General features: G+C 73.0%; 25 protein-coding genes and 1 pseudogene. 13 read left to right on the forward strand and 13 right to left on the reverse strand.

Going from position 1 to position 26,399, the window contains the following annotated elements; translation table 11 throughout:
* Nucleotides 1–15 precede the first annotated feature (15 nt).
* From BRM3_RS06155 to BRM3_RS06180, 6 genes are all read right to left on the reverse strand, one after another.
* Nucleotides 16–327: a DUF2516 family protein gene (locus BRM3_RS06155; RefSeq protein WP_263595201.1), complete on the reverse strand. Its 312-nt coding sequence runs from the start codon at nucleotides 325–327 to the stop codon at nucleotides 16–18.
* An 18-nt stretch (nucleotides 328–345) separates the two neighbouring features.
* The gene (locus BRM3_RS06160; RefSeq protein WP_263595202.1) at nucleotides 346–1,659 is read right to left on the reverse strand and encodes an FUSC family protein; all 1,314 of its coding nucleotides are present in this window, start codon (nucleotides 1,657–1,659) and stop codon (nucleotides 346–348) included.
* Nucleotides 1,656–2,114, reverse strand: coding sequence for a hypothetical protein (locus BRM3_RS06165; protein ID WP_263595203.1), 459 nt, complete (start codon nucleotides 2,112–2,114; stop codon nucleotides 1,656–1,658). Before BRM3_RS06165 ends, BRM3_RS06160 begins: the two co-directional genes overlap by 4 nt.
* Before the next feature lie 18 nt (nucleotides 2,115–2,132).
* A complete protein-coding gene (gene ygfZ, locus BRM3_RS06170) occupies nucleotides 2,133–3,254 on the reverse strand; it encodes a CAF17-like 4Fe-4S cluster assembly/insertion protein YgfZ (RefSeq protein ID WP_263595204.1) in 1,122 nt (373 codons plus the stop codon).
* Nucleotides 3,247–3,900, reverse strand: coding sequence for an FABP family protein (locus BRM3_RS06175; RefSeq protein ID WP_263595205.1), 654 nt, complete (start codon nucleotides 3,898–3,900; stop codon nucleotides 3,247–3,249). Before BRM3_RS06175 ends, ygfZ begins: the two co-directional genes overlap by 8 nt.
* A gap of 150 nt (nucleotides 3,901–4,050) precedes the next feature.
* Nucleotides 4,051–4,806: a hypothetical protein gene (locus BRM3_RS06180; RefSeq protein ID WP_263595206.1), complete on the reverse strand. Its 756-nt coding sequence runs from the start codon at nucleotides 4,804–4,806 to the stop codon at nucleotides 4,051–4,053.
* Nucleotides 4,807–4,984: 178 nt separating this feature from the next.
* Between BRM3_RS06180 and mshD the strand changes: the two are divergent.
* From mshD to BRM3_RS06230, 11 genes and pseudogenes are all read left to right on the forward strand, one after another.
* Nucleotides 4,985–5,779, forward strand: a pseudogene (gene mshD, locus BRM3_RS15120) (mycothiol synthase); the annotation flags it as partial.
* Nucleotides 5,780–6,001: 222 nt separating this feature from the next.
* A complete protein-coding gene (locus BRM3_RS06185; protein ID WP_396127036.1) occupies nucleotides 6,002–8,152 on the forward strand; it encodes an RNA degradosome polyphosphate kinase in 2,151 nt (716 codons plus the stop codon).
* Nucleotides 8,149–9,123, forward strand: a complete 975-nt coding sequence (locus tag BRM3_RS06190) for an NUDIX hydrolase (RefSeq protein ID WP_263595208.1) — start codon at nucleotides 8,149–8,151, stop codon at nucleotides 9,121–9,123. The genes BRM3_RS06185 and BRM3_RS06190 overlap by 4 nt, the downstream gene beginning before the upstream one ends.
* A 29-nt stretch (nucleotides 9,124–9,152) precedes the next feature.
* Nucleotides 9,153–9,575, forward strand: a complete 423-nt coding sequence (locus BRM3_RS06195) for a DUF4190 domain-containing protein (protein ID WP_263595209.1) — start codon at nucleotides 9,153–9,155, stop codon at nucleotides 9,573–9,575.
* 142 nt (nucleotides 9,576–9,717) lie between these two features.
* On the forward strand, nucleotides 9,718–10,839 hold the full coding sequence (gene pstS, locus BRM3_RS06200) for a phosphate ABC transporter substrate-binding protein PstS (RefSeq protein WP_263595210.1): 1,122 nt from the start codon (nucleotides 9,718–9,720) through the stop codon (nucleotides 10,837–10,839).
* Nucleotides 10,840–10,847: 8 nt separating this feature from the next.
* Nucleotides 10,848–11,771, forward strand: a complete 924-nt coding sequence (gene pstC, locus BRM3_RS06205; RefSeq protein WP_263595211.1) for a phosphate ABC transporter permease subunit PstC — start codon at nucleotides 10,848–10,850, stop codon at nucleotides 11,769–11,771.
* 8 nt (nucleotides 11,772–11,779) lie between these two features.
* Nucleotides 11,780–12,952 carry a phosphate ABC transporter permease PstA gene (gene pstA / locus BRM3_RS06210; RefSeq protein ID WP_263595212.1) on the forward strand — a complete coding sequence of 391 codons (1,173 nt, stop codon included), beginning with the start codon at nucleotides 11,780–11,782 and terminating at the stop codon, nucleotides 12,950–12,952.
* Nucleotides 12,953–12,986: 34 nt separating this feature from the next.
* Nucleotides 12,987–13,766, forward strand: a complete 780-nt coding sequence (gene pstB / locus BRM3_RS06215) for a phosphate ABC transporter ATP-binding protein PstB (RefSeq protein ID WP_263595213.1) — start codon at nucleotides 12,987–12,989, stop codon at nucleotides 13,764–13,766.
* Nucleotides 13,767–13,859: 93 nt separating this feature from the next.
* Nucleotides 13,860–14,621 carry an ABC transporter ATP-binding protein gene (locus tag BRM3_RS06220; RefSeq protein WP_263595214.1) on the forward strand — a complete coding sequence of 254 codons (762 nt, stop codon included), beginning with the start codon at nucleotides 13,860–13,862 and terminating at the stop codon, nucleotides 14,619–14,621.
* On the forward strand, nucleotides 14,618–15,952 hold the full coding sequence (locus BRM3_RS06225; RefSeq protein WP_263595215.1) for an FtsX-like permease family protein: 1,335 nt from the start codon (nucleotides 14,618–14,620) through the stop codon (nucleotides 15,950–15,952). Before BRM3_RS06220 ends, BRM3_RS06225 begins: the two co-directional genes overlap by 4 nt.
* Nucleotides 15,953–16,034: 82 nt before the next feature.
* On the forward strand, nucleotides 16,035–16,358 hold the full coding sequence (locus tag BRM3_RS06230) for a rhodanese-like domain-containing protein (RefSeq protein ID WP_263595216.1): 324 nt from the start codon (nucleotides 16,035–16,037) through the stop codon (nucleotides 16,356–16,358).
* A gap of 12 nt (nucleotides 16,359–16,370) precedes the next feature.
* Here the strand turns inward: BRM3_RS06230 and BRM3_RS06235 are convergent, their stop codons facing one another.
* Nucleotides 16,371–17,168: a CPBP family intramembrane glutamic endopeptidase gene (locus BRM3_RS06235; protein ID WP_318152444.1), complete on the reverse strand. Its 798-nt coding sequence runs from the start codon at nucleotides 17,166–17,168 to the stop codon at nucleotides 16,371–16,373.
* A 36-nt stretch (nucleotides 17,169–17,204) separates the two neighbouring features.
* Nucleotides 17,205–17,702 carry a GNAT family N-acetyltransferase gene (locus BRM3_RS06240; RefSeq protein ID WP_263595217.1) on the reverse strand — a complete coding sequence of 166 codons (498 nt, stop codon included), beginning with the start codon at nucleotides 17,700–17,702 and terminating at the stop codon, nucleotides 17,205–17,207.
* 523 nt (nucleotides 17,703–18,225) lie between these two features.
* Here BRM3_RS06240 and BRM3_RS06245 point away from each other — a divergent pair.
* Both BRM3_RS06245 and BRM3_RS06250 read left to right on the forward strand, forming a co-directional pair.
* Nucleotides 18,226–19,977, forward strand: coding sequence for an HNH endonuclease signature motif containing protein (locus BRM3_RS06245; protein WP_263595218.1), 1,752 nt, complete (start codon nucleotides 18,226–18,228; stop codon nucleotides 19,975–19,977).
* A 64-nt stretch (nucleotides 19,978–20,041) separates the two neighbouring features.
* Nucleotides 20,042–20,752 (forward strand): SDR family oxidoreductase, encoded by a 711-nt coding sequence (locus BRM3_RS06250; RefSeq protein ID WP_263595219.1) that lies wholly within the window; start codon nucleotides 20,042–20,044, stop codon nucleotides 20,750–20,752.
* A 4-nt stretch (nucleotides 20,753–20,756) separates the two neighbouring features.
* Here the strand turns inward: BRM3_RS06250 and ppdK are convergent, their stop codons facing one another.
* The 5 genes from ppdK to BRM3_RS06275 all read right to left on the reverse strand — a co-directional run bounded on the left by ppdK (nucleotide 20,757) and on the right by BRM3_RS06275 (nucleotide 26,383).
* The gene (gene ppdK / locus BRM3_RS06255) at nucleotides 20,757–23,462 is read right to left on the reverse strand and encodes a pyruvate, phosphate dikinase (RefSeq protein ID WP_263595220.1); all 2,706 of its coding nucleotides are present in this window, start codon (nucleotides 23,460–23,462) and stop codon (nucleotides 20,757–20,759) included.
* A 133-nt stretch (nucleotides 23,463–23,595) separates the two neighbouring features.
* Nucleotides 23,596–24,228, reverse strand: coding sequence for a DNA-3-methyladenine glycosylase (locus BRM3_RS06260; RefSeq protein ID WP_263595221.1), 633 nt, complete (start codon nucleotides 24,226–24,228; stop codon nucleotides 23,596–23,598).
* On the reverse strand, nucleotides 24,225–24,515 hold the full coding sequence (locus BRM3_RS06265) for a metal-sensitive transcriptional regulator (RefSeq protein WP_263595222.1): 291 nt from the start codon (nucleotides 24,513–24,515) through the stop codon (nucleotides 24,225–24,227). Before BRM3_RS06265 ends, BRM3_RS06260 begins: the two co-directional genes overlap by 4 nt.
* 2 nt (nucleotides 24,516–24,517) lie before the next feature.
* Nucleotides 24,518–25,954, reverse strand: a complete 1,437-nt coding sequence (purB, locus tag BRM3_RS06270; RefSeq protein ID WP_263595223.1) for an adenylosuccinate lyase — start codon at nucleotides 25,952–25,954, stop codon at nucleotides 24,518–24,520.
* Between the two features lie 33 nt (nucleotides 25,955–25,987).
* The gene (locus BRM3_RS06275) at nucleotides 25,988–26,383 is read right to left on the reverse strand and encodes a phage holin family protein (RefSeq protein WP_263595224.1); all 396 of its coding nucleotides are present in this window, start codon (nucleotides 26,381–26,383) and stop codon (nucleotides 25,988–25,990) included.
* Between the last annotated feature and the right edge of the window lie 16 nt (nucleotides 26,384–26,399).

Raw genomic sequence — 26,399 nt, forward strand, 5'->3', positions numbered from 1 at the left:
GGCGGGCGTCGTGCGTCAGCGGCTGTTGCCCTGGGCGCGCAGCATGACGGCGCGCAGCGCGGGCAGCACGTCGGCGAGGAAGACGCCTGCCATCACGATGCCGATGATGCCCAGCAGGTAGGACGAGTACCCGGCGAGCGCGAGCAGGCCCAGGAGCACCGCGCCGCCCGCCATGAGCGACCAGAAGGTCTTGGTGCGCTTGGAGGCGGCGGTGTAGGCGCCGGGGCGGTAGCGCAGCGCGTTGACGAGCGCCCACACCTCGATCGCGACGAGCGCGAGCAGGAGGGCGCGGAACACCCAGAACTGGAACTCGGCGATGAGGAGCATGCCTCGATGCTACCGGCGCTAGCGGCGTCGGTCGGGATCCGAGCGGTCGGTGATGAGCAGCTCGAGCGCCTCGGTCGTCGCGGGCGGCTCGACGGCCGACATCTCGCGGGTCTGCGGGCGAGGGCCGATGGTGTCGCCGTCGCCCGTGATGAGCAGGCTCGGCAGGAAGCGCCCGGCCTGGTCGTGGGTGAGCCCGGTGGCCTCGAGCAGGTCGGTCGCGAGCGCTCGCAGCTGGATCACGAGCGTGACCCCCTCGAAGTGCCCGGCCCGGCCCGGCCGGGTGCCGTTGTCGTTGGTCAGCAGGATCTCGGGCGTGAGGTAGGAGCAGAAGATCCGCAGCGCGCGGCGTGAGGCGGTGAAGTCGGCGTCGTCGGTCGCGATCGCGTCGCGGATCGCGGTGACCGCGTCGTGGGCCGCGACGAGCGCGTCGGCGAGGGAGCTGTGGGGGTCGCCGTCGACCGCGTGGAGGAACTCGGCCTCGCGCCGGGCGATCACGCGCGCGTTGCGCATGGCGCGGTCCGAGCCGACGAGCAGCTTGCGCAGGCGCTCGACCGAGCGGGCGTGGCGGGCGCCGGTGGGGGAGAAGGTCGCCATCTCGTTGGCCGCGTCGTTGGCCAGGTCCCACTGGTCGGTGAGCTTCTGGGAGTTGCTGCGCAGGCTGCGCAGGCCGGCCGTGGCGACCTCCTCGGAGCCGGTGCGGGCCGCGACCGCGAGGGAGACGAGGGTGTCGTCGAGCTCGAGGTAGAAGCGCTCGGCCGCGCGGCGCTGCGGGCGCCGCGGATCGCCCGAGAACAGCAGGTAGATGACGATCGCGACCGTGACTCCCGTGACGGCGTCGAGGAAGCGCGAGCCGGGGGTCATGCTGGGGGTGGCCGGCATGACCAACACGAGCATCGACTGGATCCCGCACTGCATCGCGAACATGACCCCGGAGTCGATGAAGCGCGCGAGCATCGCCGCCACGAAGATCATGACGCCGATCTGCCAGACCCCGCCGCCGATCGTGACCCGGGCGACCTCGCCGAGCAGCACGCCCAGCAGCACCCCGGCCGACATCTCGAACATCTTGCGCATCTTCTTCTCGACCGTGAAGCCGACGACGACGTACGCCGCGACCGCCGAGAAGAACGGGAACTGGTGGCCCCACAGGAGGTGGGAGATGCCGTAGGCGATCGCGGCCGACGCGGCGACCCGTGCGATCGAGAACGTCGCCGAGCCCGAGCGCTTGAGGCCCGTGCGCAGGCGTGCCCCCGTCGCGCGGCGGGCCCGCTCGAAGGCGGATGGGTCGGCGATGTGCGAGCCGGTGCGGCTCGCCGGGAGCGGGGGCGTCATGGGATCACCGGGTCCCGCAGGCGCATCTCGAGCAGCTCGGGCAGGTCGAAGGTCTCGCCGTCGCGGGCGCCGCGGCCGACCACGAGCGGCGCCTCGGTGGGCTCGGGGTCCTCGCCGCGGAAGCGCGCCGCGAGACCGCCCGCGACCCGCATCACGTAGTAGCGGGCCTCGGTGTCCACGGCGATCGAGCGGTCCTTCTTGAGGTACCAGCCCGTGAGCGAGGTGCGCACGCTGGCGCCGCGATCGGTGCGTGCCCGCAGCGGCACCGGGTCGATGCCGGCGGCGCGGAACGCGGCGATGCCCTCGCGCAGGAGGGCGGTCGCCTTCTCGTGCTCGTCGCGGCGGGCCGCGTGGAGGGCCTCCTCCTGCGCGCGGATCACCTCGGCGCGGCGGGCCGTCCAGTCCTCGGCGGGGCCCGGCCCCGGGTCGGCGCCGGGAGGTGCGGGGTGGTCCATGTCCGCCATTGTGTCAGGTCACAGGCGCGCGGTCGGCGGCCGGGAGCCGTGGTCGCGCGGCACGACGATCGGCTCCTGGGCCGCGTCGAGCTCGACCACGTGCTCCTCGTCCCCGGCCAGGCGCACGTCGACCGTGAGCGGGGCGTCGAGCGGCACGCCGCGCCGCACCACCGCGAGCGCGATCGGGCCCAGGTCGGCGTGGAGCGCGGCCGTGGTCACGGCCCCGACGTCCTTGCCGGCGAACAGGACGCGGGAGCCCGCGGTCGCGCCGACGTCCTGGGAGCCGTCGAGGTGCAGCATCACGAGGCGGCGCGGCGGCTGGCCGAGGTTCAGGACCTTGGCCACGGTCTCCTGGCCGCGGTAGCAGCCCTTGGCGGTGTGCACGGCGGTGCGCAGCAGGTCGACCTCGTGGGGGATCGTGCGCTCGTCGACCTCCGTGACCAGGCGCGGCCGGTGGTCGGCGACGCGCAGCGCCTCGGCCGCGAGCATGCCGGCCAGGTGCTCGGGCCGCCAGGGCAGGTCGGCGAGGGGCGCGGCAGGCAGGATCGTGAGCACCCACGGGGTGGGGTCCTCGGGATCGGGGCCGTAGGAGACGCCGCCCGCCGTGACGGCCGGCCACGGATCGGCCCACACCGCGACCGGCTCGGGCAGGTCGAGGCCGAGCGGGCCGAGCACCTCGGCGGCGGGCCGCAGCGCGCCGAGCACGCGCAGGTCGTCGCGGTCGGTCAGCTCGACCCGGGCGGCGAAGCGCATCATCTCGAGATAGCGGCGCAGGTCGGCGCGCGTCCCGGGATCGGTCACGAGCAGGATCGAGCCGTCGGCGGGGACGGCGACCGCGGCCAGGTGCTCGACGCGGCCCTGCGGGCTCAGCACCGCGAGCTGCGCGCTGTCGCCCGGGGCGAGGGGATCGAGCACCTGGGAGGTGACGGTCGTCAGCCAGGACCGGTGGTCGGCGCCGCTCACCTGCAGGACCTCGAGCTGCGCGAGATCGGTGACGGCGCGCCCCGCGAGCAGGCGCCGCTGCTCGCGCAGGATCGCGCCGTAGTGGGCGGGCACGGCCTCGTCGGGGCCGGGGAGGTGGACGGCGTCGGTGGTCAGGAGCGGGCGGTGGGCGGGTGCGGGCGACACGTCCTCAGACACGATCGAGCTCCGCGGAGATGAAGGGCGCCGACTCCGACGACTCGCCCGCGCGTTCGACGAGCCACAGGAGGCGTCCGCCGACGAGCCCGAACATGCGGGTCGACGACGCGTGGGCGACCACGGCGCCCTCGGTGCGCCCCACCAGGTCGGTGGCGAGCTGGATGCGGGGCCCGCGCACCTCGCCCACGCACACCTCGACGGTGCCCTGCGTGCTCGCGAGCACCGTCTCGAGCTCGTAGGAGACGAGGGCCTCGGGCGAGCCCGGCTTGGCCGCCCGGGCGGCCTCGAGATCCTGCCCGGGCACGGGGCCGACGACCCGCCAGAAGCCGCTCTCGGCGATCAGCAGGCGGCGCTGCCCCTCGCCCGTCTCCGGCTCGGCGTCCTCGCTCTCGTCGTCCTCCTCGTCCGCGGCGAACGCGGCCGTCGGGGGCACGGGCGGCGGGGCGTCGAGCACCCACGTGCGCATCGACCAGGCCAGGGCCCCGTCCTCGGTCGGCTCGGCGACCACCTCCTGCTCGATGCGCCGGCCGTCCGCGGCGCCGTCCTCGGCGGCCAGCTGCACGGCCCCCTCGCCGCGCCACGTGCCCAGGAGCCACGCGAGCGGGTAGAGCGCCGGGTCGAGATCCGCGTCGAGCGTGATGGGCATGCTCAGCCCCTCGAGAACAGGCGGACGATCACCAGGACGGCGAAGGCGGCGGTGCCCACGCCCACGAGCGCGGACAGGACGAGGAACAGGGTCGAGATCGCGATCATGACCTCGATCCTAGCGGCCGCCGCCCGGCGGCGAGGGGAGCCCTCAGCCGAGCAGCCGCGCGGCCAGCAGCACGATCACGCCCGCGGTCGCGACGGGCGTCGCGGCGACCGCGAGCGAGGGCAGCGGGTCGCGCGCGACCAGGAGCGAGGCGAGCAGGCGATGGGACGCGGCGGCCGCGACGCCGATCATGGCGCCCGCGGCGATCGCGAGCAGGGCCGAGGCCCCGCCGGGCCCGGTCACGAGCACGAGCAGGGCCACCGCGGTCGCGACCACGACGGCGCCGCCGGCGGCGAGGGGTGCGGGAAGGGGCGCCTCGAGCACCACGAGAGCGGCCGCGAGCGCGACGGCGCACGCGGTCACGGCCGCGAGCGAGGCCCCGTCGGTCTCGACGGCGCGGACGGCCTGCACCCAGCAGCCGACGAGCCCCGTGAGCACGACGCCCGCGACCGTGCCCGTGAGGGAGGCGGTGAGCTCGCTGCGGCGCCGACGCAGCATCTGGTGGACGAAGGAGGCGAAGACGCCGAGCGCGCACACCGAGGCGATCGAGGCCATCGGGCTCAGCGCGGCGGGCGGGGAGAGGGCCGCGAGCACGCCCACGAGACCGGTCGTGGCCATCACGATCCGGGTGCCCAGGGCCGAGGGCAGCTCGAGCAGGACCGGCCAGCCGGCGGCGACCAGGAGCACGAGGGCCACGGCGACCACGGCGACGATCGCGGAGGCGGCGCCGCCGCACAGCGAGGCGAGGGCGAGGAGGAGGGCCAGGGCGGCCCCCAGGGGTGCCCGCGCGGGCGGGGTCATGGGGCCTCCCTCGGTGCTCTCGGCTGCCGTCCACGGACGGGGATCCGCACACGCTGCCGTGCGCATCGTTACAGTTGCAGTCTACGAGGCCCCGGCACCCGCCGATGCCCGGCCCGGCCCCACGCCCGCGATCGCCCCCGTGCGTCTCGGGCCGCTCCCTGCGGAAGGACCCTCGAGGATGATCAGCACGGACCTGCTCACGCCCGGGCAGGGCCGCGCCGTCGCCGAGCTGCTCGACGCGGTCGCCGAGCACGACGGCGTCGCGCCCGTCGACGAGGCCGGTCGGCTGCAGCTGCGGGACACGCGCCGTCGCCGCGGGGTCCTGCACCTGCTCGTCTACGCGACCGACCGCAGCCTCGCCGCGTACGCCGGGGTGCTGCCCGACGGCACCGCGCAGGGAGCCGTGCGCCCCGACCAGCGGCGCCGCGGCCACGGCGCCGCGCTGCTGCGCACCGTGCTCGAGCGTCGCCCCGAGGCGCGCGTGTGGGCCCACGGCGCTCTCGACGGCGCCCTCGCGCTGCTGAGCGGGGCGGGCCTGGCCCCCGTGCGGACCCTGCTCACGATGCGCCGCACGCTCGAGGACGACATCGCCCAGGGGGCGGGCGCCCCCGAGGACGTCGAGCTCACGACCTTCGAGCCGCGCCACGACGCCGACGCGTGGGTCGCGGTCAACGCCCGGGCGTTCGCGGCCCACCCCGAGCAGGGCCGCCTGAGCCGGCGCGACCTCGAGGCGCGCATGGCCGAGCCCTGGTTCGACCCGCGCGGCTTCCACGTCGCCCGCCGCGGCGACGAGCTGCTCGCCTTCGTGTGGACCAAGCGCGAGACGGGCTCCGACGTCGGCGAGATCTACGTGGTCGGCACCGCCCCCGAGGCGCAGGGCCTCGGGCTCGCCTCGACCCTGATGGCGCGCGCCATGGCGCATCTGCGCGACGAGGGCGTGCGCACCCTCGAGCTGTACGTCGAGGGCGACAACGAGCACGCCCGCCGCCTGTACGAGCGCCTGGGCTTCACGGTCGCCGCGCGCGACGTGCAGTTCGCCGCCGAGGGCGGCGCGGAGGACGCGGGGGCCGGGGGAGCCGAGGCCGCCGTGAGCGCGACGCGCCCCATCCCGCTCGTGATCCCGCCCCAGCAGGCGGCGCCCGAGGGAGCCGGACGCCCCGAGGGCGCCCGGTCCTCCCGGGCCCGGGACACGGGCCTGACCCGTGGGGACAGCGCCCGCGAGCGCCCGCTCGCCGAGGAGCTGCCCGCCGACCGCTTCCTCGAGCGCGAGCTGAGCTGGCTCGCCTTCAACGAGCGCGTCCAGGAGCTGTCGGCCGACCCCATGACGCCCCTCCTCGAACGGGTGCGGTTCTCGGCGATCTTCTCCTCCAACCTCGACGAGTTCTTCATGGTGCGCGTCGCGGGCCTCAAGCGGCGCCTCGAGACCGGCCTCGCCGTGACCGGGCCCTCCGGGATCTCGCCGCGTCAGGTGCTCGAGCTCGTGCGCCGCCGCGCCCACGAGCTCCAGGTGCGCCAGGCCCGCATCGTCGAGGACGAGCTGCGGCCCGCCCTCGAGGAGGTCGCGGGCGTGCGCCTCGTGCACTGGGGCGAGCTCGACGCCGACGAGCAGGCCCAGCTCACCGACTTCTTCGTCGCCGACGTGTTCCCGGTGCTCACGCCGCTCGCGGTCGACCCCGCCCACCCCTTCCCATACATCTCGGGGCTCGCCCTCAACCTCGCGATCCAGATGCGCCCCGAGGGGGCGGGCGACGACGGCAAGATCCGCTTCGCCCGGGTGAAGGTGCCCGACGCGCTGTCGCGCTTCGTGCAGGTGCGCTCGGGGGACGGCTCCGAGACGGCCGAGGACGCCCAGGTCCGCTTCATCGGGCTCGAGGACGTGATCGCCGCGAACCTCGACCAGCTGTTCCCCGGCATGGAGATCGTCGACCACCACCTGTTCCGGGTCACCCGCAACGAGGACCTCGAGGTCGAGGAGGACGACGCCGAGAACCTCCTGCACGCGCTCGAGAAGGAGCTGCTGCGGCGCCGCTTCGGCGCGCCCGTGCGCCTCGAGCTCGAGGAGGACATCGAGCCGGAGGTGCGGGACTGGCTCGTGCGCGAGCTCGGGGTCGCCGGCGCCGAGGTCTTCGAGCTGCCCGGCCTGCTCGACCTGCGCGGCCTCACGGAGGTCGCCGACCTCGACGCCCCGATCCTGCACTACCCCGCGTTCGTGCCCGCGACCAACCTCCAGCTCAAAGAGGTCGAGAGCGCGTCCCAGCCCGACGTGTTCGCGGCCATCCGCAAGCGCGACATCCTCCTGCACCATCCCTACGACTCCTTCTCCACCTCCGTGCAGGCCTTCCTCGAGCAGGCCGCCGCGGACCCGCAGGTGCTCGCGATCAAGCAGACCCTGTACCGCACCTCGGGCGACTCGCCGATCGTCGACGCCCTCATCGACGCCGCCGAGGCCGGCAAGCAGGTGCTCGCCCTCGTCGAGATCAAGGCGCGCTTCGACGAGCAGAACAACATCTCGTGGGCCCGCAAGCTCGAGCACGCGGGCGTGCACGTCGTCTACGGCATCGTCGGGCTCAAGACCCACTGCAAGCTCTCGATGGTGGTGCGCCAGGAGGAGGGCGGCCTGCGCCGCTACTGCCATGTCGGGACCGGGAACTACCACCCCAAGACGGCGCGGCTCTACGAGGACCTCGGGCTGCTCACGTGCGACGAGCAGGTCGGCGCCGACCTCACGCGCCTGTTCAACCAGCTCTCGGGGTACGCGCCCCGCACGACCTTCGGCCGGCTGCTGGTCGCGCCGCGCTCGGTGCGCAGCGGCCTCGTCGAGCTGATCGAGCAGGAGATCGAGCACCACCAGGCGGGGCGTCCGGCCCGGGTGCGCCTGAAGTGCAACTCCATGGTCGACGAGCAGCTCATCGACGCCCTCTACCGCGCCTCGCGCGCCGGCGTCCCCGTCGACATCGTGGTGCGCGGCATCTGCGCGCTGCGCCCGGGCGTGCCCGACCTGAGCGAGAACATCCGCGTACGCTCTGTCCTCGGCCGCTTCCTCGAGCACTCCCGGATCTTCGCGTTCGAGGGCGGGGGAGCGCCCGTGGTCATGATCGGCAGCGCCGACCTCATGCACCGCAACCTCGACCGACGGGTCGAGGCGCTCGTCGAGCTGGCGGCGCCCGACCAGATCGAGTACCTGAGAGGACTCATGGACCTGGAGATGGACGACGCCACGCAGAGCTGGCACCTGGACGCGGAGGGCCGCTGGACCCGCCACGGGGTCGACGCCTCGGGCGAGGCGCTGCGGGACGTCCAGGCCGAGCTGATCGCCTCGCGCCGTCGCCGCAGGCGGCTCGCATGAGCCCCAAGACGGAGGTCAAGCCCGCCAAGAACGGGACCAAGGGCCTCGTGGCGCCGATCCTCGCCGCGGGGGCGCTCGTGTGGCGCGAGAAGAAGGGGCGGCTCGAGGTGCTCGTCGTGCACCGTCCGCGCTACGACGACTGGTCGATCCCCAAGGGCAAGCTGGACCCCGGTGAGACCTTCCCCAGCGCCGCCGTGCGCGAGGTGGCCGAGGAGACCGGCTACCGGGTGCGCCTGCACCGCCCCCTGCCGGCCTCGATCTACACGCTGCCCGACGGCCGCTCCAAGGTGGTCCACTACTGGGTGGGCACGGTGCGCTCCCGCATCGGGCCGGGCCCCAAGAACCGGCGCGAGATCGACGAGGCGCGCTGGGTCCCCCTCGACGACGCCGACTCCGTGCTCACGCGCGGCATGGACCATCTCCAGGTCGACGCCCTGCGCCGCCAGGCCGCGACGGGCACGCTGCGCACCGAGCCGATCATCATCCAGCGCCACGCGGCCGCGCTCTCGCGCTCGAAGTGGCGCAAGGGCGAGGGCACCCGTCCGCTGAGCTCCAAGGGCAAGAAGCAGGCCGCGGCCCTGCCCCCGCTTATCGGCGCCTTCGCCCCCATGAGCGTCGTGACGAGCCCCTGGAAGCGCTGCGAGGCGACGGTCGAGCCCTTCGCGCGCGAGGGCGGCATGGAGATCGAGACCAAGGACTCCCTCACGGAGGCCGCCCACGAGAAGCGTCCCTCGCGCGCCGCGGCCGTCGTCGACCGGGTGCTGCGCTCGGCGCGCCCCGCCGTCGTCTGCACCCACCGGCCGGTGCTGCCCACGGTGATCGACGTGGCCCGCGAGCACGCGACGCGCGACGCGGCCCTCGAGCTGCCCACCGCCGATCCCTACCTCGCCGCGGGCGAGGCCCTCGTGCTCCACACCACCCAGGACGGCCGCGTCGTCGCCGTGGAGCGTCACCAGCCCGACATCGGCTGAGCGCCGATCCGATCCGTCAGAGGTGCCTCATGACCGGACCGACCGACCCCTACGACCTCTACGGCTCGTCGGACCCCTACGGCCCGGACGACCCGTACGCGGCCCCGCCCGCGGCCTCGGGCCCGTCGGCCCTCACGGTGCCGACGGCGTACCCGTACCCCTATCCGAGCGCTCCCGTGCCGCCCCCGACCTCGGGCACCGCGGTCGCCTCCCTCGTCCTGGGCATCCTGGCCCTGACGCTCTGCGCGGGGATCACGTCGATCCCGGGTCTCATCTGCGCGGCCGTCGGGATGCGCGAGACGCGCGAGGGCCGGCGCTCCGGCGGCGGCATCGCGGTCGCCGGTCTGATCCTGTCGATCCTCGGCCTGCTCGTCCTCGTGCTCGAGCTCGCGTGGTTCGCGTTCATGATCCTGACCGTCTGGATCGGCGTCTCGCAGTCCACCGGGTACTGACCCGCACGTCTCGACGGGCGGCGTGCGCGGCGTCCCCGAGTGGTGCGCGCACGTTCATCGCGCGTTCACGCGAGCGGTCGGCTCGTGTCACCTGTCTTTCCTAGCGTAGGGGCCGACACCCCCGACCCAAAGGACATGTGCAGTGAACGTTCGCTTTTCCCGCCTCACCGCCGTCGCCGCCCTCGCCCTCACAGGCGGCCTGGCCCTCAGCGCCTGCGGCGGCTCCGGCGGCACGGCCGTCGGCACCGCCTCGGCCGCCTCCGACGCGGGCGGCTCCGGCGACGCGACCGGCAAGATCTCGGGTGCCGGCGCCTCCTCCGCGGAGGCCGCGCAGACCGCATGGACCCAGAACTTCGGCGCCCTCAACGCGGGCGCCACCGTCACCTACACGGCCGTCGGCTCGGGCAAGGGCCGCGAGCAGTTCCTCAACGGCGGCGCCGCCTTCGCCGGCTCCGACGACGCCATGAAGCCCGAGGAGATCCAGGAGTCCTCGACGGCGTGCCAGGGGGGCACCGCGTTCGACGTGCCCATCTACATCTCCCCGATCGCGGTCGTCTACAAGCTCGACGGCGTCGAGGACCTGCAGCTGTCGCCCGCGACGCTCGCCGGGATCTTCTCCGGAAAGATCACCACCTGGAACGACCCGGCGATCGCCGCCGACAACCCGGGCGTGAGCCTCCCCGACAAGCCCGTCGTGCCGGTCCACCGCTCCGACAAGTCCGGCACCACCGGCAACTTCACCGACTACCTCGCGCAGACTGCGGGCGACGTCTGGACCGCGGGCACGATCGAGGAGTGGCCGACCGACGGCGGCCAGTCCGGCGACGGCACCTCGGGCCTCATCTCGACCGTGCAGGGCGGCGACGGCACGATCGGCTACGCCGACGCCTCCAAGGCCGGCAACCTCGGCGTCGCCAAGCTCAAGATCGGCGACCAGTACGTGGCCCCCTCCGAGGAGGGCGCCGCCGCGGCCGTCGAGAACTCGCCGCGCGCCGAGGGCCGGGCCGACACCGACATCGCGATCCAGATCGACCGCACCCAGACCGAGTCCGGCGCCTACCCGCTCGTGCTCGTCTCGTACATGATCCTGTGCGACACCTACAAGGACGCGGGGACGGCGGACCTGGTCAAGGCCTACGCGACCTACGTCGTGTCCGAGCAGGGCCAGCAGCAGGCCGCCGAGGCCGCCGGGTCGGCGCCGCTGTCCGAGGCGCTGCGCACGGACGCCCAGGCCTCGATCGACACGATCAAGGCCAAGGCCTGAGCGATCGGATGACCGCCCTGAGAGGCCGCGGGGGCCGCCGCGCGGGGGACAGCGTCTTCTCGACGCTGAGCGTCGGCTCGGGCCTGCTGATCTTCCTGACCCTCGCGCTGGTCACGATCTTCCTCGTGGTCCAGTCGATCCCGGCGATCCGGGCGTCGCGCGAGCTCACGGGCGACGCCGACGCCGTCTCCCTGCTCTCCTACGCGGGGCCGCTGCTGTTCGGCACGGTCTTCGCGGCCCTCCTGGCGCTCGTCATGGCCGTCCCGGTGTCGATCGGGATCGCCCTGTTCATCTCGCACTTCGCCCCGCGGCGCCTGGCCTCCGTGCTCGGCTACGTGATCGACCTGCTCGCCGCCGTGCCCTCGGTCGTCTTCGGCCTGTGGGGCGGCAAGTGGCTCGTGCCGCTGCTGGATCCCTTCTTCCGACTGCTCAATGAGCACCTCGGCTGGATCCCGCTGTTCGGCGGCGAGGTCTCCTCCCCGATGAAGAACCTCGCCTCGGCCTCGATCGTGCTGGCCGTGATGATCCTGCCGATCATCACGGCGGTCTCGCGCGAGGTGTTCCTGCAGACCCCGCGCCTGCAGGAGGAGGCGGCCCTCGCCCTCGGCGCGACCCGCTGGGAGACGATCCGGACCGTGGTGCTGCCCTTCGGCCGCTCCGGGGTCGTGTCGGCCTCGATGCTCGGGCTCGGACGTGCGCTCGGCGAGACCATGGCGGTGCTCATGATCCTCTCGCCGGGGGCGACCTACTCCCTGCACATCCTCGAGGTGGGGCGGCACAACACGATCGCCGCCAACATCGCCTCGCACAGCGCCGAGTCCGCGGGCGTGGACATGTCCCGCCTGATCTTCACGGGCCTCGTGCTGTTCGTCATCACCTTCGTCATCAACGCGCTCGCGCGCGCCGTCGTCTCGCGCCGCGCGACCAGCTGAGGGGACCCATGAGCGCGACCACCGCCCGCACCCCCATCCGCCGCGAGGGGGAGGAGCGCCGCCTGCCGTGGTGGCACCTGCTGCTGTCGGCCGCGGCGGCCCTCGTCGTCGCCGCCGTCGTGCTCCTCGCCGCCGGCGCCTTCTCCCTGCCCGCCGTCGTGGTGCTCGGCTACGTGCTGCACCTCGCCTTCGCCTACGCCTACGCGAGGGTCCGCGAGGGGCGCCGCTGGGCGATGGACCGCTTCATGTCGATGCTCGTGATCGGCGCCTTCGTGCTCGCGCTGATCCCGCTCGTCTCGCTGCTGTGGGAGGTCATCTCCCGGGGCGCCGCGCGCTTCGTGACCCCCGGCTTCCTCACGGCCGACATGTCGGGCGTGACGGGCGGCATGGACGCGGGAGGCATCGGCCACGCGATCGTCGGCACCCTCCTGATCACGCTCGGCGCGACCGTCATCTCGGTCCCGATCGGGCTGCTGACCGCGATCTTCCTCGTCGAGTACGCGCGCACCGGCGCCCTGCGGGTGCTCGGGCGCGGCATCACCTTCCTCGTCGACGTGATGACGGGCATCCCGTCGATCGTCGCGGGCCTGTTCGCCCTGGCCATGTTCATCTCGGCGACGCAGCTGTTCGACGTCGCCGGCGGGCACCAGGGCAATCCGGGCATCCGCATGGGCATCATGGGGTCGGTCGCCCTGTCGGTGCTCATGATCCCGACGGTCGTCCGCTCGAGCGAGGAGATGCTGCGCCTCGTGCCGATGGAGCTGCGGGAGGCCGCCTATGCGCTCGGCGTGCCCAAGTGGCTCACCGTCGTGCGCGTCGTGCTGCGGACCGCGATCGCGGGGCTCACCACGTCCGTCACGCTCGCGATCGCCCGCGTGATCGGCGAGACGGCGCCGCTGCTGCTGACCGCCGAGGTGCTCCCGCAGTACAACCTCAACCTGTTCGACGGGCAGATGCAGACCCTGCCGACCTTCATCAACAGCCAGTACAAGCTCGACCTCGCGACGTGCAACGCCGATGTCGTCACCAACCCCTTCACCGGGCTGCAGTACGCCTGCAGCATCACGGCGAACCTGGACCGCGCGTGGGGTGCCGCTCTCGCGCTGATCCTCATCGTGATGATCCTGAACATCATCGCGCGCCTGGTCAGCTACTGGTTCGCCCCCAAGACCGGCCGCTGAGGCCCTGCCCGACCCGCTCCCGAGAGGAACCCCGATGCCCCAGCCGATCACCGTCGAGGACCTGAACATCTACTACGGCGACTTCCTCGCCGTGCAGGACGTCGACATGGTCATCGAGCCCCGCACCGTCACGGCCCTCATCGGCCCCTCCGGCTGCGGCAAGTCCACCTTCCTGCGCACCCTCAACCGCATGCACGAGGTGATCCCCGGTGCGTACGCGAAGGGCACGGTCGAGATCGACGGCCAGAACATCTACGCCCCGGGGGTCGACCCCGTCAACGTGCGGCGCCGCGTGGGCATGGTCTTCCAGAAGGCCAACCCGTTCCCGACCATGTCGATCCGCGACAACGTGCTCGCGGGCGTCAAGCTCAACAACCGGCGCATCTCCAAGTCCGCGGCCGACGAGCTCGTCGAGCGCTCGCTGCAGGGCGCGAACCTCTGGAACGAGGTCAAGGACCGCCTCGACCGCCCTGGCATGGGGCTCTCGGGAGGCCAGCAGCAGCGCCTGTGCATCGCCCGCACGATCGCGGTGCGCCCCGAGGTGGTGCTCATGGACGAGCCCTGCTCGGCGCTCGACCCGATCTCCACCCTCGCGATCGAGGACCTCATCCACGAGATGAAGGAGGAGTTCACGATCGTCATCGTCACCCACAACATGCAGCAGGCCTCGCGCGTCTCCGACCGCACCGGGTTCTTCAACATCGCCGGGACCGGCAAGCCCGGCCGGCTCATCGAGCTCGACGAGACCGAGCGCATGTTCACCAACCCGGCCGAGAAGCAGACCGAGGACTACATCTCCGGTCGCTTCGGCTGAGCGGGCGGCGTCCGCCCGGGGTCGGACGCCCGCGGCCCACGATGGTCCCGCGGGCCGACGCGCGCCCGGCCGGCCACCGCGGAGGCTGGGGGCATGACCACATATGCCGCCCCTCATCCCGACGCCGCCCTGCCGCCCACGACGGGCCCGGCCCCCATCCTGCGCGGGCGCGCGCTCACGGCCGTCTACGGCGACCGCACCCAGCGCACCGTCGCGCTCGACGGCGTCGACGTCGCCGTGTGCCCCGCCGAGTCGCTCGCCATCATGGGCCCCTCCGGCTCCGGCAAGACGACCCTCCTGCACGTGCTCGCCGGGATCCTGCGTCCCGCCGCGGGCAGCGTCGACTACAACGGGACCGACCTCGCGTCCCTGCCGGACCGCGCCCGCACCCGTCTGCGGCGCAGCGACTTCGGCTTCGTGTTCCAGGACGGCCAGCTGCTCTCGGAGCTCACGGCCCTCGAGAACGTGATCCTGCCGCGCCTGCTCGGCGGCGCGTCGCGTCGCTCGGCGACCGCCGAGGCCCGCGGATGGCTCGACCGGCTCGGGCTCGCGGGGATGCACGACCGCCGACCCGGCCAGCTGTCCGGCGGCCAGGCGCAGCGCGTGGCCGTGGCGCGCGCCCTCGCGGGGCGCCCCGGCGTCGTCTTCGCCGACGAGCCGACCGGGGCCCTCGACCAGACCACCGGTCACGCGGTGATGGACCTGCTCGTGGGGACCTGTCACGAGGCGGGGGCGAGCCTCGTGGTCGTCACGCACGACATGGGCGTCGCCTCCGCGTGCGAGCGCACGCTCGCGATGCAGGACGGCCGGATCGCGAGCGAGTTCCGTCGCGACGGGCGGGAGGCGCGCGCATGATCCCGCTCCTGCTGCGGCGCCGGGGCTCGGTCTCCGAGGCGCTCGCCGTCATCGCCTTCACCGCGTCCTCGGCGATCCTCGCGACCGTCGTGGGCGGCGTCGTCGCCTTCGCCCACCGCGCGCACCTGCTGCCCGGCGACACGCCCCTGCCCGACGGGGCGGGGCTGTCCGACGAGCAGCAGCTCGCCGCCTCGCTCGTCGTGTGCGCCGTCGTCGCCGGGGCCCTGCTGGTCCCGAGCGCCGTGAGCCTCGGAGCCTCCGCCGCGAAGCTCTCGCTCGTGCGCCGCGCCAGGTCGCTCGCGACCATCCGCCTCGTGGGCGGGACCACCGGCCAGGTCGGCTCGATCGCCGTGCTCGACGTGGCCGTGCAGGCGCTCGTGGGCGCCGTGCTCGGCATCGGCGTGCACCTCGCCGTGACCCCGGTGCTCACCCGCCTCGACTTCGGCATGACGCCCTTCACGGCCTCCGAGCTGATGCTGCCGGTGTGGGCCTATCCGGTGCTCGTCCTCGTGCTCGTCGCGCTCGCCGCGGCCTCCGGGGCGATCTCCCTCGTGGGCGTCGCGATCTCGCCGCTCGGCGTGGCACGCGAGTCGCGCACGGTGCGGGTGTCGCTGCTGCGCGGCGGCCTGTGGGTGCTCATGCTCGTCGCTTTCGTCGTGGTCAGCCGCATGTCCTTCCATGACACGGGCGTCGCGATGGCCGTGATCGCGGTGTTCATGATGATCGTCGTCGCAGGGGTCGACGTGGTCGGTCCGCTCGTCGTGTGGCTCGCGGCCAAGGCCGTGGGCGCCACCGCGCCCTGGCCGAGCTGGCTGGTGGGGGCCCGGCGCCTCGCCGCCGACCCCAAGTCCGGCTGGAGGACCGTCTCGGGCATCACCTTCGGTCTCGTCGTGGCCGGCATGCTGACGCTGCTCGCGGTGGTCGGCGACTCGAGCGGCGACGCCGACCAGTTCGCGTCCGCCCTCATGACCGGAGGCTACCTGACCCTCGGGATCGCGACCGTGCTCGCCGCCGTGAGCACGGGCGTCACCCAGGCCGCCCGCGTGATCGACCAGGCCGACACCTACCGCGCCCAGCACATCGGCGGGGCCACGGTCGCCCAGCTGCACCGTGCCCGCGCGGCCGAGGTGGTGCTGCCCGTCGCGCTCAGCTCGATCGTCGCGACCACCTCGGCGCTCGTGCTGCTCTCGCCCGTGCTGGGATCGATGTCCACGAGCGTGATCCCCGTCGTGCTGTACGTCGCGGCCGCGATCTGCGCCTATGCCCTCGTGGGCGTCGCGGTGGCCGCGAGCGCGCCGCTCGTGCGCCGGGCGGCCCTGTCCGCGCGCTGAGCCGATGCCGGCTGGCCCGTGCGCGGCCCGGTGCTGTAGTGCCCGGTGCCGAGGCACGGGCCTGCCGCGTACGCTGGAACCCATGAACGTGGACGCCGTGGACCCCGCCGATCTGCCCGAGGGCGCTCAGCTCATCGATGTGCGCGAGCAGGACGAATGGGAGGCGGGGCATGCTCCCACCGCTCAGCATCTGCCGGCCAGCGAGCTCATCGCCCGCCTCGGCGAGCTGCCCGAGGACGGCGATCTGTACCTGATCTGCCGCAGCGGCGGCCGCAGCGTGCAGGCGGCCATGTGGCTCAACCAGAACGGCTACGACGCGATCAACGTGCGCGGCGGCATGGACCAGTGGTTCGAGTCAGGTCTGCCGATGGTCTCCGACGGCGAGGGCGAGCCGTACGTGCTGTGAGGCGACGCCTCCTCACAGCCCGATGACGTTCTTGAGCAGGGCGTAGCCGACGAACGCGACCACGTCGAGCAGCGTGTGGGCGACGATGAGCGGCATCGTCCGGCGGGTGCGCCGGAAGAACTCCGCGAAGACGACGCCCATCAGGGCGTTGGCGATGCCCGGGCCGATGCCCTGGTAGAGGTGGTAGCTGCCGCGCAGGAGGGCGGAGACGGCCACGATGCGTCGAGGCCCCCAGCCCAGCTGCTCGAGGCGCACGGTCAGATAGCCGACCGCGATCACCTCCTCGATCACGGCGTTCTTGATCGCCTGGAGGATCAGCACCGGGACCGTCCACCAGTACTCGCCGAGCGCGGCGGGCACGACCTCGACGGTCGCGCCGATCGCCCGCCCGGCGTAGTAGATCGCGAGGCCGGGGATCCCGATCGAGGCGGCGAGCAGCGCGCCCCAGCCCAGGTCGCGCACGAGGCGACGTCGCCCGCCGCGCGCTCGTGCGAGACCCAGCGTCTCCCACGCGGCGAGCCCGCTCATCGCCAGGAGCAGCACGGCCAGGGCCGCCGGCGTGAGGGTCACGGCGATCCCGACGAGCTGGTAGGCGAAGTCGAACCAGGGCCGCGGCGACTGGGACGTGTTGAGCGACGTGGTCTGGTGGCGCAGCGGTCCCCGGCTCAGCGCGTCCGCGAGCGCGAGGATCGCGTAGACGGCCGACTGGCCGAGCGAGAGAGCGAGCACGATCACGATCTCGGCCCGCACGAGCGTGCGGGCGCGAGGGCTCTCGATCGGCGGGACGGACGGCGGGGCGGCGGGCAGCACGCGGTCATCGTGCCACGAGGCACCGGGAGCCGGCCGTCAGGCGATCCTGCGCTCCATGAGGAGGTACGGCTCGCGGCCCGGCGCGTCCTCCACGCGTCGCAGACGGACGAAGCCGACGGCCTCCCAGAAGCGGATCCCGGCCGGGTTGCCGACGTCCGGGTCGACCGTGAGCCGTGCCCACCCGTGCACGGCCTGCGCCCGCTCCACGAGCGCCTCGACGACCGTCCTGCCTGCTCCGGCACCGCGCGCTCGGGGCAGGAGGATCAGGTCCAGGCCGCCGCCCTCGCCCTCGTCGGCGACGTGCAGCAGGGCGAGCCCGACCGGATCGAGATCCTCCGGCGCGTCCCCCCGGAGCACCAGGAAGCACTCGACATCGGGCAGCCGCGCGCCGAGGTACTTGGTGCGGAGGTCATCGTCGGAGAGCGGTCCCTCGCCTCCCCAGCCGGCGAACGCGGGATCGTCGACGAGGGTGCGGAGGGTCGCGAGATCGGTCGGGGAGGTGGCCCGCAGCGCGACGGTGCTCGGGGTGTGCATGCCGCGGATTCTGCCAGGCGCCGCCGCATCGGGATGCTGTCGAGGTGCGGTCTGTCGAGGTGGGGCGCGTCGAGATGGGGTCTGTCGAGGTGTGGTCCACGTCTGTCTCCTGTCGCCCGGGATCGCTCTGCGGCGATCGGTCTCTTCATGCATTCTCTCGTGACGCCGGGCATTTCCCGATGGTGTCCCGACGTGATTCCTTGGCCATCATTCTTGGCGATGCCGGCGGCGTCTGTCCATCGCCGGATGTCGCGGTGGATACGGCGCACGTGGGGAGGAGACCTGCGGCTGGGGTCGATCGAGTGGGGATGCGATGTGGAGAAGTCCGCAGTGTGGAAAAGCATGGGATGTGGAGAAGTCTGCCTTGTGGAGGCATCAGGAAAATACCAGGGAAGAATATGGCGCCCAGGCCTTCCTGCACCTGAACGCAGCGACTAGAGTGGTCCGTATCGAACACGTGTTCGATGATTCGACGGGTGGACGACAGGGAGCCGCGCGACGACGACAGGAGGGGAGGGGCGCCATGACCACGACAGAACGTCGCGACAGGGCGCCCAGCGACCGCCGCGGCGCCGCGCCTCGTGCGGGGGTCCGCCCGCCCGGCCCTGTTCGCGCCCGTCTCCCGCTCACGCGCGAGGGCCTCGCCGAGCGTGTCGACGCGGCCGGTGACGTCGCGTTGTCGCGGGACCTCCGCAGCCTGTGGGACCTCGGTGCCGAGGAGTCGCGCCTGCTCGCCGATCGCCACCGCCGTCTGGCCGCACTGTGGACGCCACCTGTCACGGACCCCGAGTCCGACGATCCGGCGGATCTCGTCGAGCTGCAGGTGGCCTGCTCCCTGCGCACCACGCGTGGTCATGCGAGTGCTCTCGTCCGCGACGCCCATCGTGCCGTGACGGCCTTCCCGCTGACCCTCGCCCGGCTGTCGGCCGGCCAGATGCCGGCGGAGTGGTTCACGCGCCTGCTGCGGCGGTCGAGCGATCTCGACGAGTCCGCGTGCGCTCGGCTCGACGGCATGGTCTCGCGCTGGGACGCGGGCATCACGGCGGAGCGGTTCCGTCGTGAGCTCGCCCGCGCGATCGCCTGGGTCGCCGCCGGCCAGCCCGCGCCGGCGTGCGTCCCCGACCGGCTGCGCAGGGTCGAGACCTTCGCACGCGAGGACGGCACCGCGACGCTCGCCGTGACCGGCCCGGTGCCGGAGATCTTCTTCCTGTCCACACGTCTCGACGCCGGGGCGAGGGCGGTGCAGACCCAGCAGCGTCGCGCCCTCGAGGCGGGGTCCCCCATCCCCTTCGACGACGGCACGGTTGCGGAGAGCGGGCGACCCCTGACTCTGGCGGCGCTGCGCTATGCGCTCCTGGTGCACTCGGTCCACGACACCGGCGGCATCGAGGTGCCGGCGCAGCGGTACCGCCTCAACGTGCTCGTCCCCGCCCTGACCCTGCTGGGGGAGTCCGATGCGCCCGGCGTGATCGAGGGCATCGCCCCGATCCCGGCGCCCCTGGCGCGTGACCTCGCGGGCCAGGTCGACACCTGGTACCGCGTGCTCACCGACCCGACCACCGGCGCGTTCCTGCCGCTCGCCCCGCAGCGGTACAGGCCCACGCCCTCGATGCTCGAGCACCTCCGCCTGCGAGGAGCACAGTGCGCCGTCCCCGGCTGCACCGGCCTCGTGACCTGGGCCAGCGAGGCCGACCACATCGAGGAGTACGACCACCTCCATCCCGAACGGGGAGGCCGCACGGAGGTCGAGAACCTCCACGACCTGTGCTGGAAGCATCACAGCCTCAAGACCGCGGGAACGATCGACCCCGTGCGCGTTCCCGGCGTGATCGAGGTGAGAGACGCCGCTAGCGGCATGAGCGGCCAGGACGAGCAAGCGGAGGGCGAGCATGCGGAGCGCGAGCATGCGGAGGGCGAGCATGTGGGGGAGGAGCCGAGCTCCCCGTGGCCGCTCCCGCCGTTGCCCGCCGAGCCGCCGCCCCCGCACACGATCGTGCACCCCGGGCGCACCGCCTGGCATCTGGGACTGAACGCGACGATCACGGTCACCGACGACACGGACCTCACCACGCCCGCCATGGCGCGCGCCTTCTACCGCGCGTGGGCTCGGTGCCGGCAAAGGGACGGAGGAGGGGCAGCGCCGGACGAGAAGACGGCGGCGTCGAAGCCAGCGTCGGCGTCGGCGTCGGAGACGGCACCGGAGTCGCAGACGCCCCCGACCTCGTCCGACCCGCCTGCTCCGCCCTTCACCTTCGACGACCCGCCGCCGTACTGATCCGACAGCGATCGCCGGGCGAGGTCGGCGGGGGAGAGGGAGGCACCATGCCAGACTCGATCGCATGACACCTGCTGATGCTTCCACCGCCCGCCCGGTCGCGCTCATCACCGGCGCCTCGCGCGGGATCGGGCGCGCGATCGCCGACGCGCTCGCCGCCGACCACCACCTGCTGCTCGGCGGCCGTGACCGCGACGCCCTCGACGAGCTCGCCGCAGGCCTTCCCTCGGCCGAGCCCTTCGCCGCCGACCTCACCGACCCGGCGGCCACCGCGCGCGCCGTCGAGGAGCTCGACCTCCCCGAGGGTCTCGCCGCGCTCGTGCACAGCGCCGGCATCCTCGTGTCCGGACGGGTCGACGAGCTCGCCGCCGAGGACTGGAGCCGCTCGCTCACGGCCAACGTCGCGGCCGTCGCCGACCTCACCCGGCTGCTCCTGCCGGCCCTCCGCCGCGCCCACGGCACCGTGGTCACCCTCAACTCCGGCTCGGGCTTCAGCTCAGGTCCCGGAGGCGGCGCCTACAGCGCATCGAAGTTCGCCCTGCGCGCGCTCACCGACTCCCTGCGCGAGGAGGAGCGGGCGCACGGCGTCCGCGTCTCCTCGATCCATCCGGGCCGCGTCGACACCGACATGCAGCACGAACTGCGCGCCTACGAGCACGGCGACTACGAGCGCGAGAACTACCTGCGCCCCGCCTCGGTCGCCGCCGCCGTCGCCTTCGCCGTGCGCGCTCCCTCCGAGGCGAGCGTCGACGTGCTCTCCATCCGGCCTCGCTGACGGCCTAGTGGTGCGGCTCGAACTCGTCCTCGAGCAGCGTCGCCCTCCCGGCCTCGAGCCGCGCCACGGGCACCCGGAACGGCGAGCACGACACGTAGTCGAGGCCGACGTGGTGGAAGAAGTGGATCGAGTCCGGGTCGCCGCCGTGCTCCCCGCACACCCCCAGCTTCAGGCGCGGGTTCGTGCGGCGCCCGCGCTCGGCGCCGATCCGCACGAGCTCGCCGACCCCGTACTGGTCGATCGACTCGAACGGGCTGGTCAGCAGGATCCCGCGGTCCTTGTACGTGAAGAAGAACCCGGCCTCGACGTCATCGCGCGAGAATCCCCACGTGGTCTGCGTGAGGTCGTTCGTGCCGAAGCTGAAGAACTCCGCGACCTCGGCGATCTCGTCGGCCCGCAGCGCCGCGCGCGGCAGCTCGATCATCGTGCCGATGCGGAAGTCGAGGTCGAGACCCACCTCGCCGACGACCTCCTCGCGCACCGCGTCGAGCTCCCGCTTGATCTCGAGCAGCTCCCGGATCGAGGACACGAGCGGGATCATGATCTCGACGTGCGGCTCCCCGCCGGCGCGGCGCACGTGCGCCTCGGCCTCGAGGATCGCGCGCGTCTGCATCCCGTACAGCCCCGGGATGGTCAGCCCCAGCCGCACCCCGCGCAGGCCCAGCATGGGGTTCTGCTCGTGCAGGCGTCGCACGGCCGCGAGCACCCGGCGGTCCCGCTTGGACCCCTTCTTGCCGCGCTCCTCGGAGCGAGCGACCTTGACCGACAGATCGGTGATGTCCGGCAGGAACTCGTGCAGCGGCGGGTCCAGCAGCCGGATCGTCACCGGGTGGGTCCCCATCGCCTCGAGGATGCCGACGAAGTCGTCGCGCTGCATCGGCAGCAGCCGCTCGAGCACCGCCTGGCGCTCCTCGTCGTCGGCGGCGAGCACGAGGTCCTCGACGTGCTTGCGCCGAGGCCCAAGGAACATGTGCTCAGTGCGCACCAGCCCGATCCCCTCGGCCCCCATCGCCCGGGCCCGCGCGGCGTCCTCCGCGGTGTCGGCGTTGGCGCGCACCCGCAGGCGCCGCGTGCGATCGGCGACGGTCATGAGCCGGTGCACCGAGGCGACCAGGTCGCTCACGTCCCCGCCCTCGGCGTCGACCTCGCCCGCGAGGTACTGGGCCACCTCGCTCGGCACGACCGGCACCTCGCCGCGGAACACCTCGCCCGTCGAGCCGTCGATCGACAACAGGTCGCCCTCGCGCGCGATCACCTCGCCGCCCGAGCGGATGACCTTGTTCTTCTCGTCGACCTCGAGCGACTCGGCGCCGCACACGCACGTCTTGCCGAGCCCGCGCGCGACCACCGCGGCGTGCGAAGTCTTGCCGCCGCGGGAGGTCAGCACCCCGTCGGCGGCGAGCATGCCGCCGAGGTCCTCCGGGTTGGTCTCGCGCCGCACCAGGATCGTCGCGACCCCCTCGTGCTGCTGGGTGATCGCGCTCTCGGAGTCGAAGACGACCTCGCCGACGGCCGCGCCGGGGGAGGCGTTGAGCCCGCGCGCCACGAGCTCCCGCTCGGCGTGGTCGTCGAAGCGGGGGAACATCAGGCGCGTCAGCTGCTCGCCGCTCACCCGGCGCAGGGCCTCGTCCTCGTCGATCACGCCCTCGTCGACGAGCGTCGTGGCGATCCGGAAGGCCGCGGCCGCGGTGCGCTTGCCCACCCGGGTCTGGAGCATCCACAGGTGCCCCGACTCGACCGTGAACTCGATGTCGCACAGGTCCCGGTAGTGCCCCTCGAGCGTCTCCATGATCCCGGTGAGCTCGGCGTACACCTCGGGCACCACCTCGCCCAGCTCGGGCAGGGAGCGCGTGTTGCGGATCCCGGCGACCACGTCCTCGCCCTGCGCATTGACGAGGAAGTCCCCGTAGACGCCGCCCTGGCCCGTCGCCGGGTCGCGCGTGAAGGCGACCCCCGTCGCGGAGCGGTCGTCGAGGTTGCCGAACACCATCGAGCACACGGTCACGGCCGTGCCCATCTCGTGGCTGATGCGCTCGGCGTTGCGGTAGATGATCGCGCGCGGCGCGTTCCACGAGTCGAAGACGGCCCGGATCGACTGGCGCAGCTGCTCGCGCGGATCCTGCGGGAACGGCGCGCCCGTCTCCTCGGCGATGATGCGCTGGAACTGCTCGACGACGCCCCGCAGGTCCTCGGCGGTGAGCTCGACGTCCGTCGCCACGCCCCGCTCGGCCTTGGTGCGGTCCATGACCTCCTCGAAGCGCTCGCCCTCGATGCCCTGCACGGTGCGCCCGAACATCTGCAGCAGGCGCCGGTAGGAGTCCTGCGCGAAGCGCTCCGAGCCCGAGCGCTCCGCGAGCCCCCGCACGGTCTCGTCGTTGAGCCCGACGTTCAGGACCGTCTCGAGCATGCCCGGCATCGACATCGCGGCGCCCGAGCGCACCGACACGAGCAGGGGATCGGCCGGGTCGCCGAACGCGCGACCCAGGTCGCGCTCGACCTCCCCGAGCGCCGTGGCGACCTGCGCGGCGAGCTCGGGCGGGTTCTCGCCCTCGTGCATGTAGTAGCGGCACGCGTCGGTCGTGATCGTGAAGCCGGGCGGGACCGGCAGGCCCAGCCGGGTCATCTCGGCCAGGTTGGCGCCCTTGCCGCCCAGCAGCGCCCTCTCGTCCTTCGAGCCTTCACGGAACGGATGCACGTACGTCGAGGTCATGACCGAGATCCTTCGGTTCCGCTCCCGGGGGAGCAGGCGGGGCGGCGCGGACCGCCGGCCCCGCCGCCGGACGCGTCGTTGCGTCCACGTGCCACTGTACGACCCGCTGGGTGCCGTGGCACCGGCCACGCGGTCAGCGGTTCAGGCGCCCCGGGCCCGAGACGGTGCGGTCCCCGGCGATGCGGAAGCGCCACGGGAAGCGCTCCGGATCGCTCGCGATCTCCCGCAGCCCGATGCGCGGACCGGTCGCGACGGTCGGCGCGGGCAGGGCCGGATCGCGCCCCTCGAGATGCATCGCGGTCGCGGGGTCGCGGGCGCCGTCGCACAGGTCGAGCCCGTCATCGGCGAAGGTGATGGCGCACGCGACGGTCGCCCGCCCTGGCCCGCGCGCGAGGTCCAGGTCGGTGCGGGACACCCCCGCGGCGTTGCGGCGCTCGCGCGCGAGCTCGACGCCCTCGACGATCCGGCCGGCGCGCACGAGGCAGCCGGTGCCGACGCCCTCGGCGTCGGCCACGACGTTCATGCACGAGTGCAGGCCCATGTGCCGATAGACGTACAGGTGGCCGGGCTCGCCGAACATCGTCGCGTTGCGCGCGCTGATCCCGCGGTAGGCGTGCGAACCGGGGTCCTGCGCCCCCACGTACGCCTCGACCTCGGTGATGCGCAGCCGGACGCCGCGCCCCACGAGCTCGCAGCCCAGCAGCAGCGGCGCGAGCTCGAGCACCCCTCGGTCGAACCAGGAGCGTGCGAGCGGCTTCCCGCTCACTTCATGAGCCTCTTGACGACCGTCATGACCTCGTCCATCTTGCGGTCGATCTCGAGGGGATCCCCCGACGCCGCGGCGTGCTGGACGCAGTGGTGGATGTGGTCGTCGGCGAGGGCGACCGAGAGCGACTCGAGGGCCTTGGAGACCGCGGAGACCTGTGTGAGCACGTCGATGCAGTACGTGTCCTCCTCGACCAGGCGCGCGAGGCCGCGGACCTGGCCCTCGATCAGCTTGAGCCGGCGCAGGTACGCCTTCTTGTCGCTGTGGTAGCCGGGCTCGTCGATCATCGTCACTCCTCCTGCAGGTGTCGCACGAGGTCGGGCGCGTAGCCGACGTAGCTCGCGGGCGAGAGCGCCAGCAGGCGCTGCTCCTCGTCCTGCGGAAGGTGCAACGCCCGGATGAAGTCCCGCATGCCCGCACCGTCGACCCGGTGTCCGCGGGTGAGCTCCTTGAGGCGCTCGTACGGGTTGTCGAGCCCCTCGACGCCCTGCACCCCGAGGGTGCGCATGACCGACTGCACGGCCTCGCCGAGCACCTCCCAGTTGGCGTCGAGGTCCGCGGCCATCGCCTCCGCGTCGACGTCGAGGCCCGCGAGCCCGCGGCGCAGGTTGGCGATCGCGAGCAGCGAGTGCCCGAAGGCGGGGGCCACGTTGCGCTGGGTGGTCGAGTCCGTCAGGTCGCGCTGCAGGCGCGAGGTGACGAGGGTCTGGCACAGCACGTCGAACAGGCCGCCCGAGATCTCGAGGTTGGCCTCCGCGTTCTCGAAGCGGATGGGGTTGACCTTGTGGGGCATCGTCGAGGAGCCCGTGCCGCCCTGCGCCGACAGGCGCTGACGGAAGTAGCCGAGCGAGATGTAGGTCCACATGTCGGTCGCGAGGTTGTGCAGGATGCGGCCCGCGCGCGCGACGTCCGCGTACAGCTCGGCCTGCCAGTCGTGGGACTCGATCTGCGTGGTCAGCGGGTTCCAGGTCAGGCCGAGATGCTCGACGAAGGTGCGCGAGACCTGCTCCCAGTCGGTGCCCGGCACGCTGATCGCATGGGCCGCATAGGTGCCCGTCGCACCGTTGAGCTTGCCGAGGTGCTCGTCGGCCTCGATGCGGCGGATCTGACGTCCCAGGCGGTGGGCGAAGACCGCGAGCTCCTTGCCGAGCGTGGTGGGGGTCGCGGGCTGGCCGTGCGTGCGCGAGAGCATCGGCACCTCGGCGGTCTCCCGTGCGAGCGCGGCGATCTGCTCGGTGACATCCCGCAGCGCGGGCAGCCACACGTCGTGCACGGCGCCGCGGATCATGAGCGCGTAGGAGAGGTTGTTGACGTCCTCGGACGTGCAGTAGATGTGCACGAGCTCGCCGAGGTCCTCGAGCGAGGTGCCCGCGAGGCGCCGCTTGATGTAGTACTCGACGGCCTTGACGTCGTGGACCGTCTCGGCCTCGATCTCCGCATGCTCGGCGATGCCCTCGGCCCCGAAGTCGGCGGGGATCGCGCGCAGCAGGGCGACCTCCTCGTCGGTGAGCGTGCGCAGGCCCGGGATCGCGCCCGTCGCGAGCAGATGGATGACCCACTCGGTCTCGACGACGAGGCGCGAGCGGTTGAGCGCGGCCTCGGAGAGGTGGTCGACGAGCGGGGCCACCTGGGCGCGGTAGCGGCCGTCGAGGGGGGTCAGCGCGATCGGCGGCGTGATGTCGGCGAGGCTCGTGAACGACGGGGCGGGCGCGGGGACCTGAGGCATGGGCCCCATTGTTCCAGACGGGCGGCCGGAGGCTCAGGCACGCTCGCGGTCGTCGTCCGGATCGATCGCGGCCTCGACGATCGACGTCAGCAGGCCCACCACGATGCCGCCCAGCAGCGCCCACCAGAACGAGTCGAAGGCGAGCGTGAGGCCGAACAGCCCCGAGACCCAGCTCGTCAGCAGCAGCATGAGCGCGTTGATGACGAGCAGGAACAGCCCCAGCGTCACGCACGTGACCGGCAGCGACAGCACCGACACGATCGGGCGCACGACGGTGTCGACGATCGAGAAGATGAGCGCGACGGCCCCGATCGTGAGGACCTGGGTGAGCAGGGGCGCCGAGTCGTCGCCCAGATGCATGCCGGGCAGGATCAGCGCCGTCACCCACAGGGCGAGCGCCGTGACCACGAGGTGTCCGAGGAATCGCATGGATCCAGTCTGCACC

This window comes from Brachybacterium huguangmaarense, assembly GCF_025725725.1.
GTDB lineage: Bacteria > Actinomycetota > Actinomycetes > Actinomycetales > Dermabacteraceae > Brachybacterium > Brachybacterium huguangmaarense.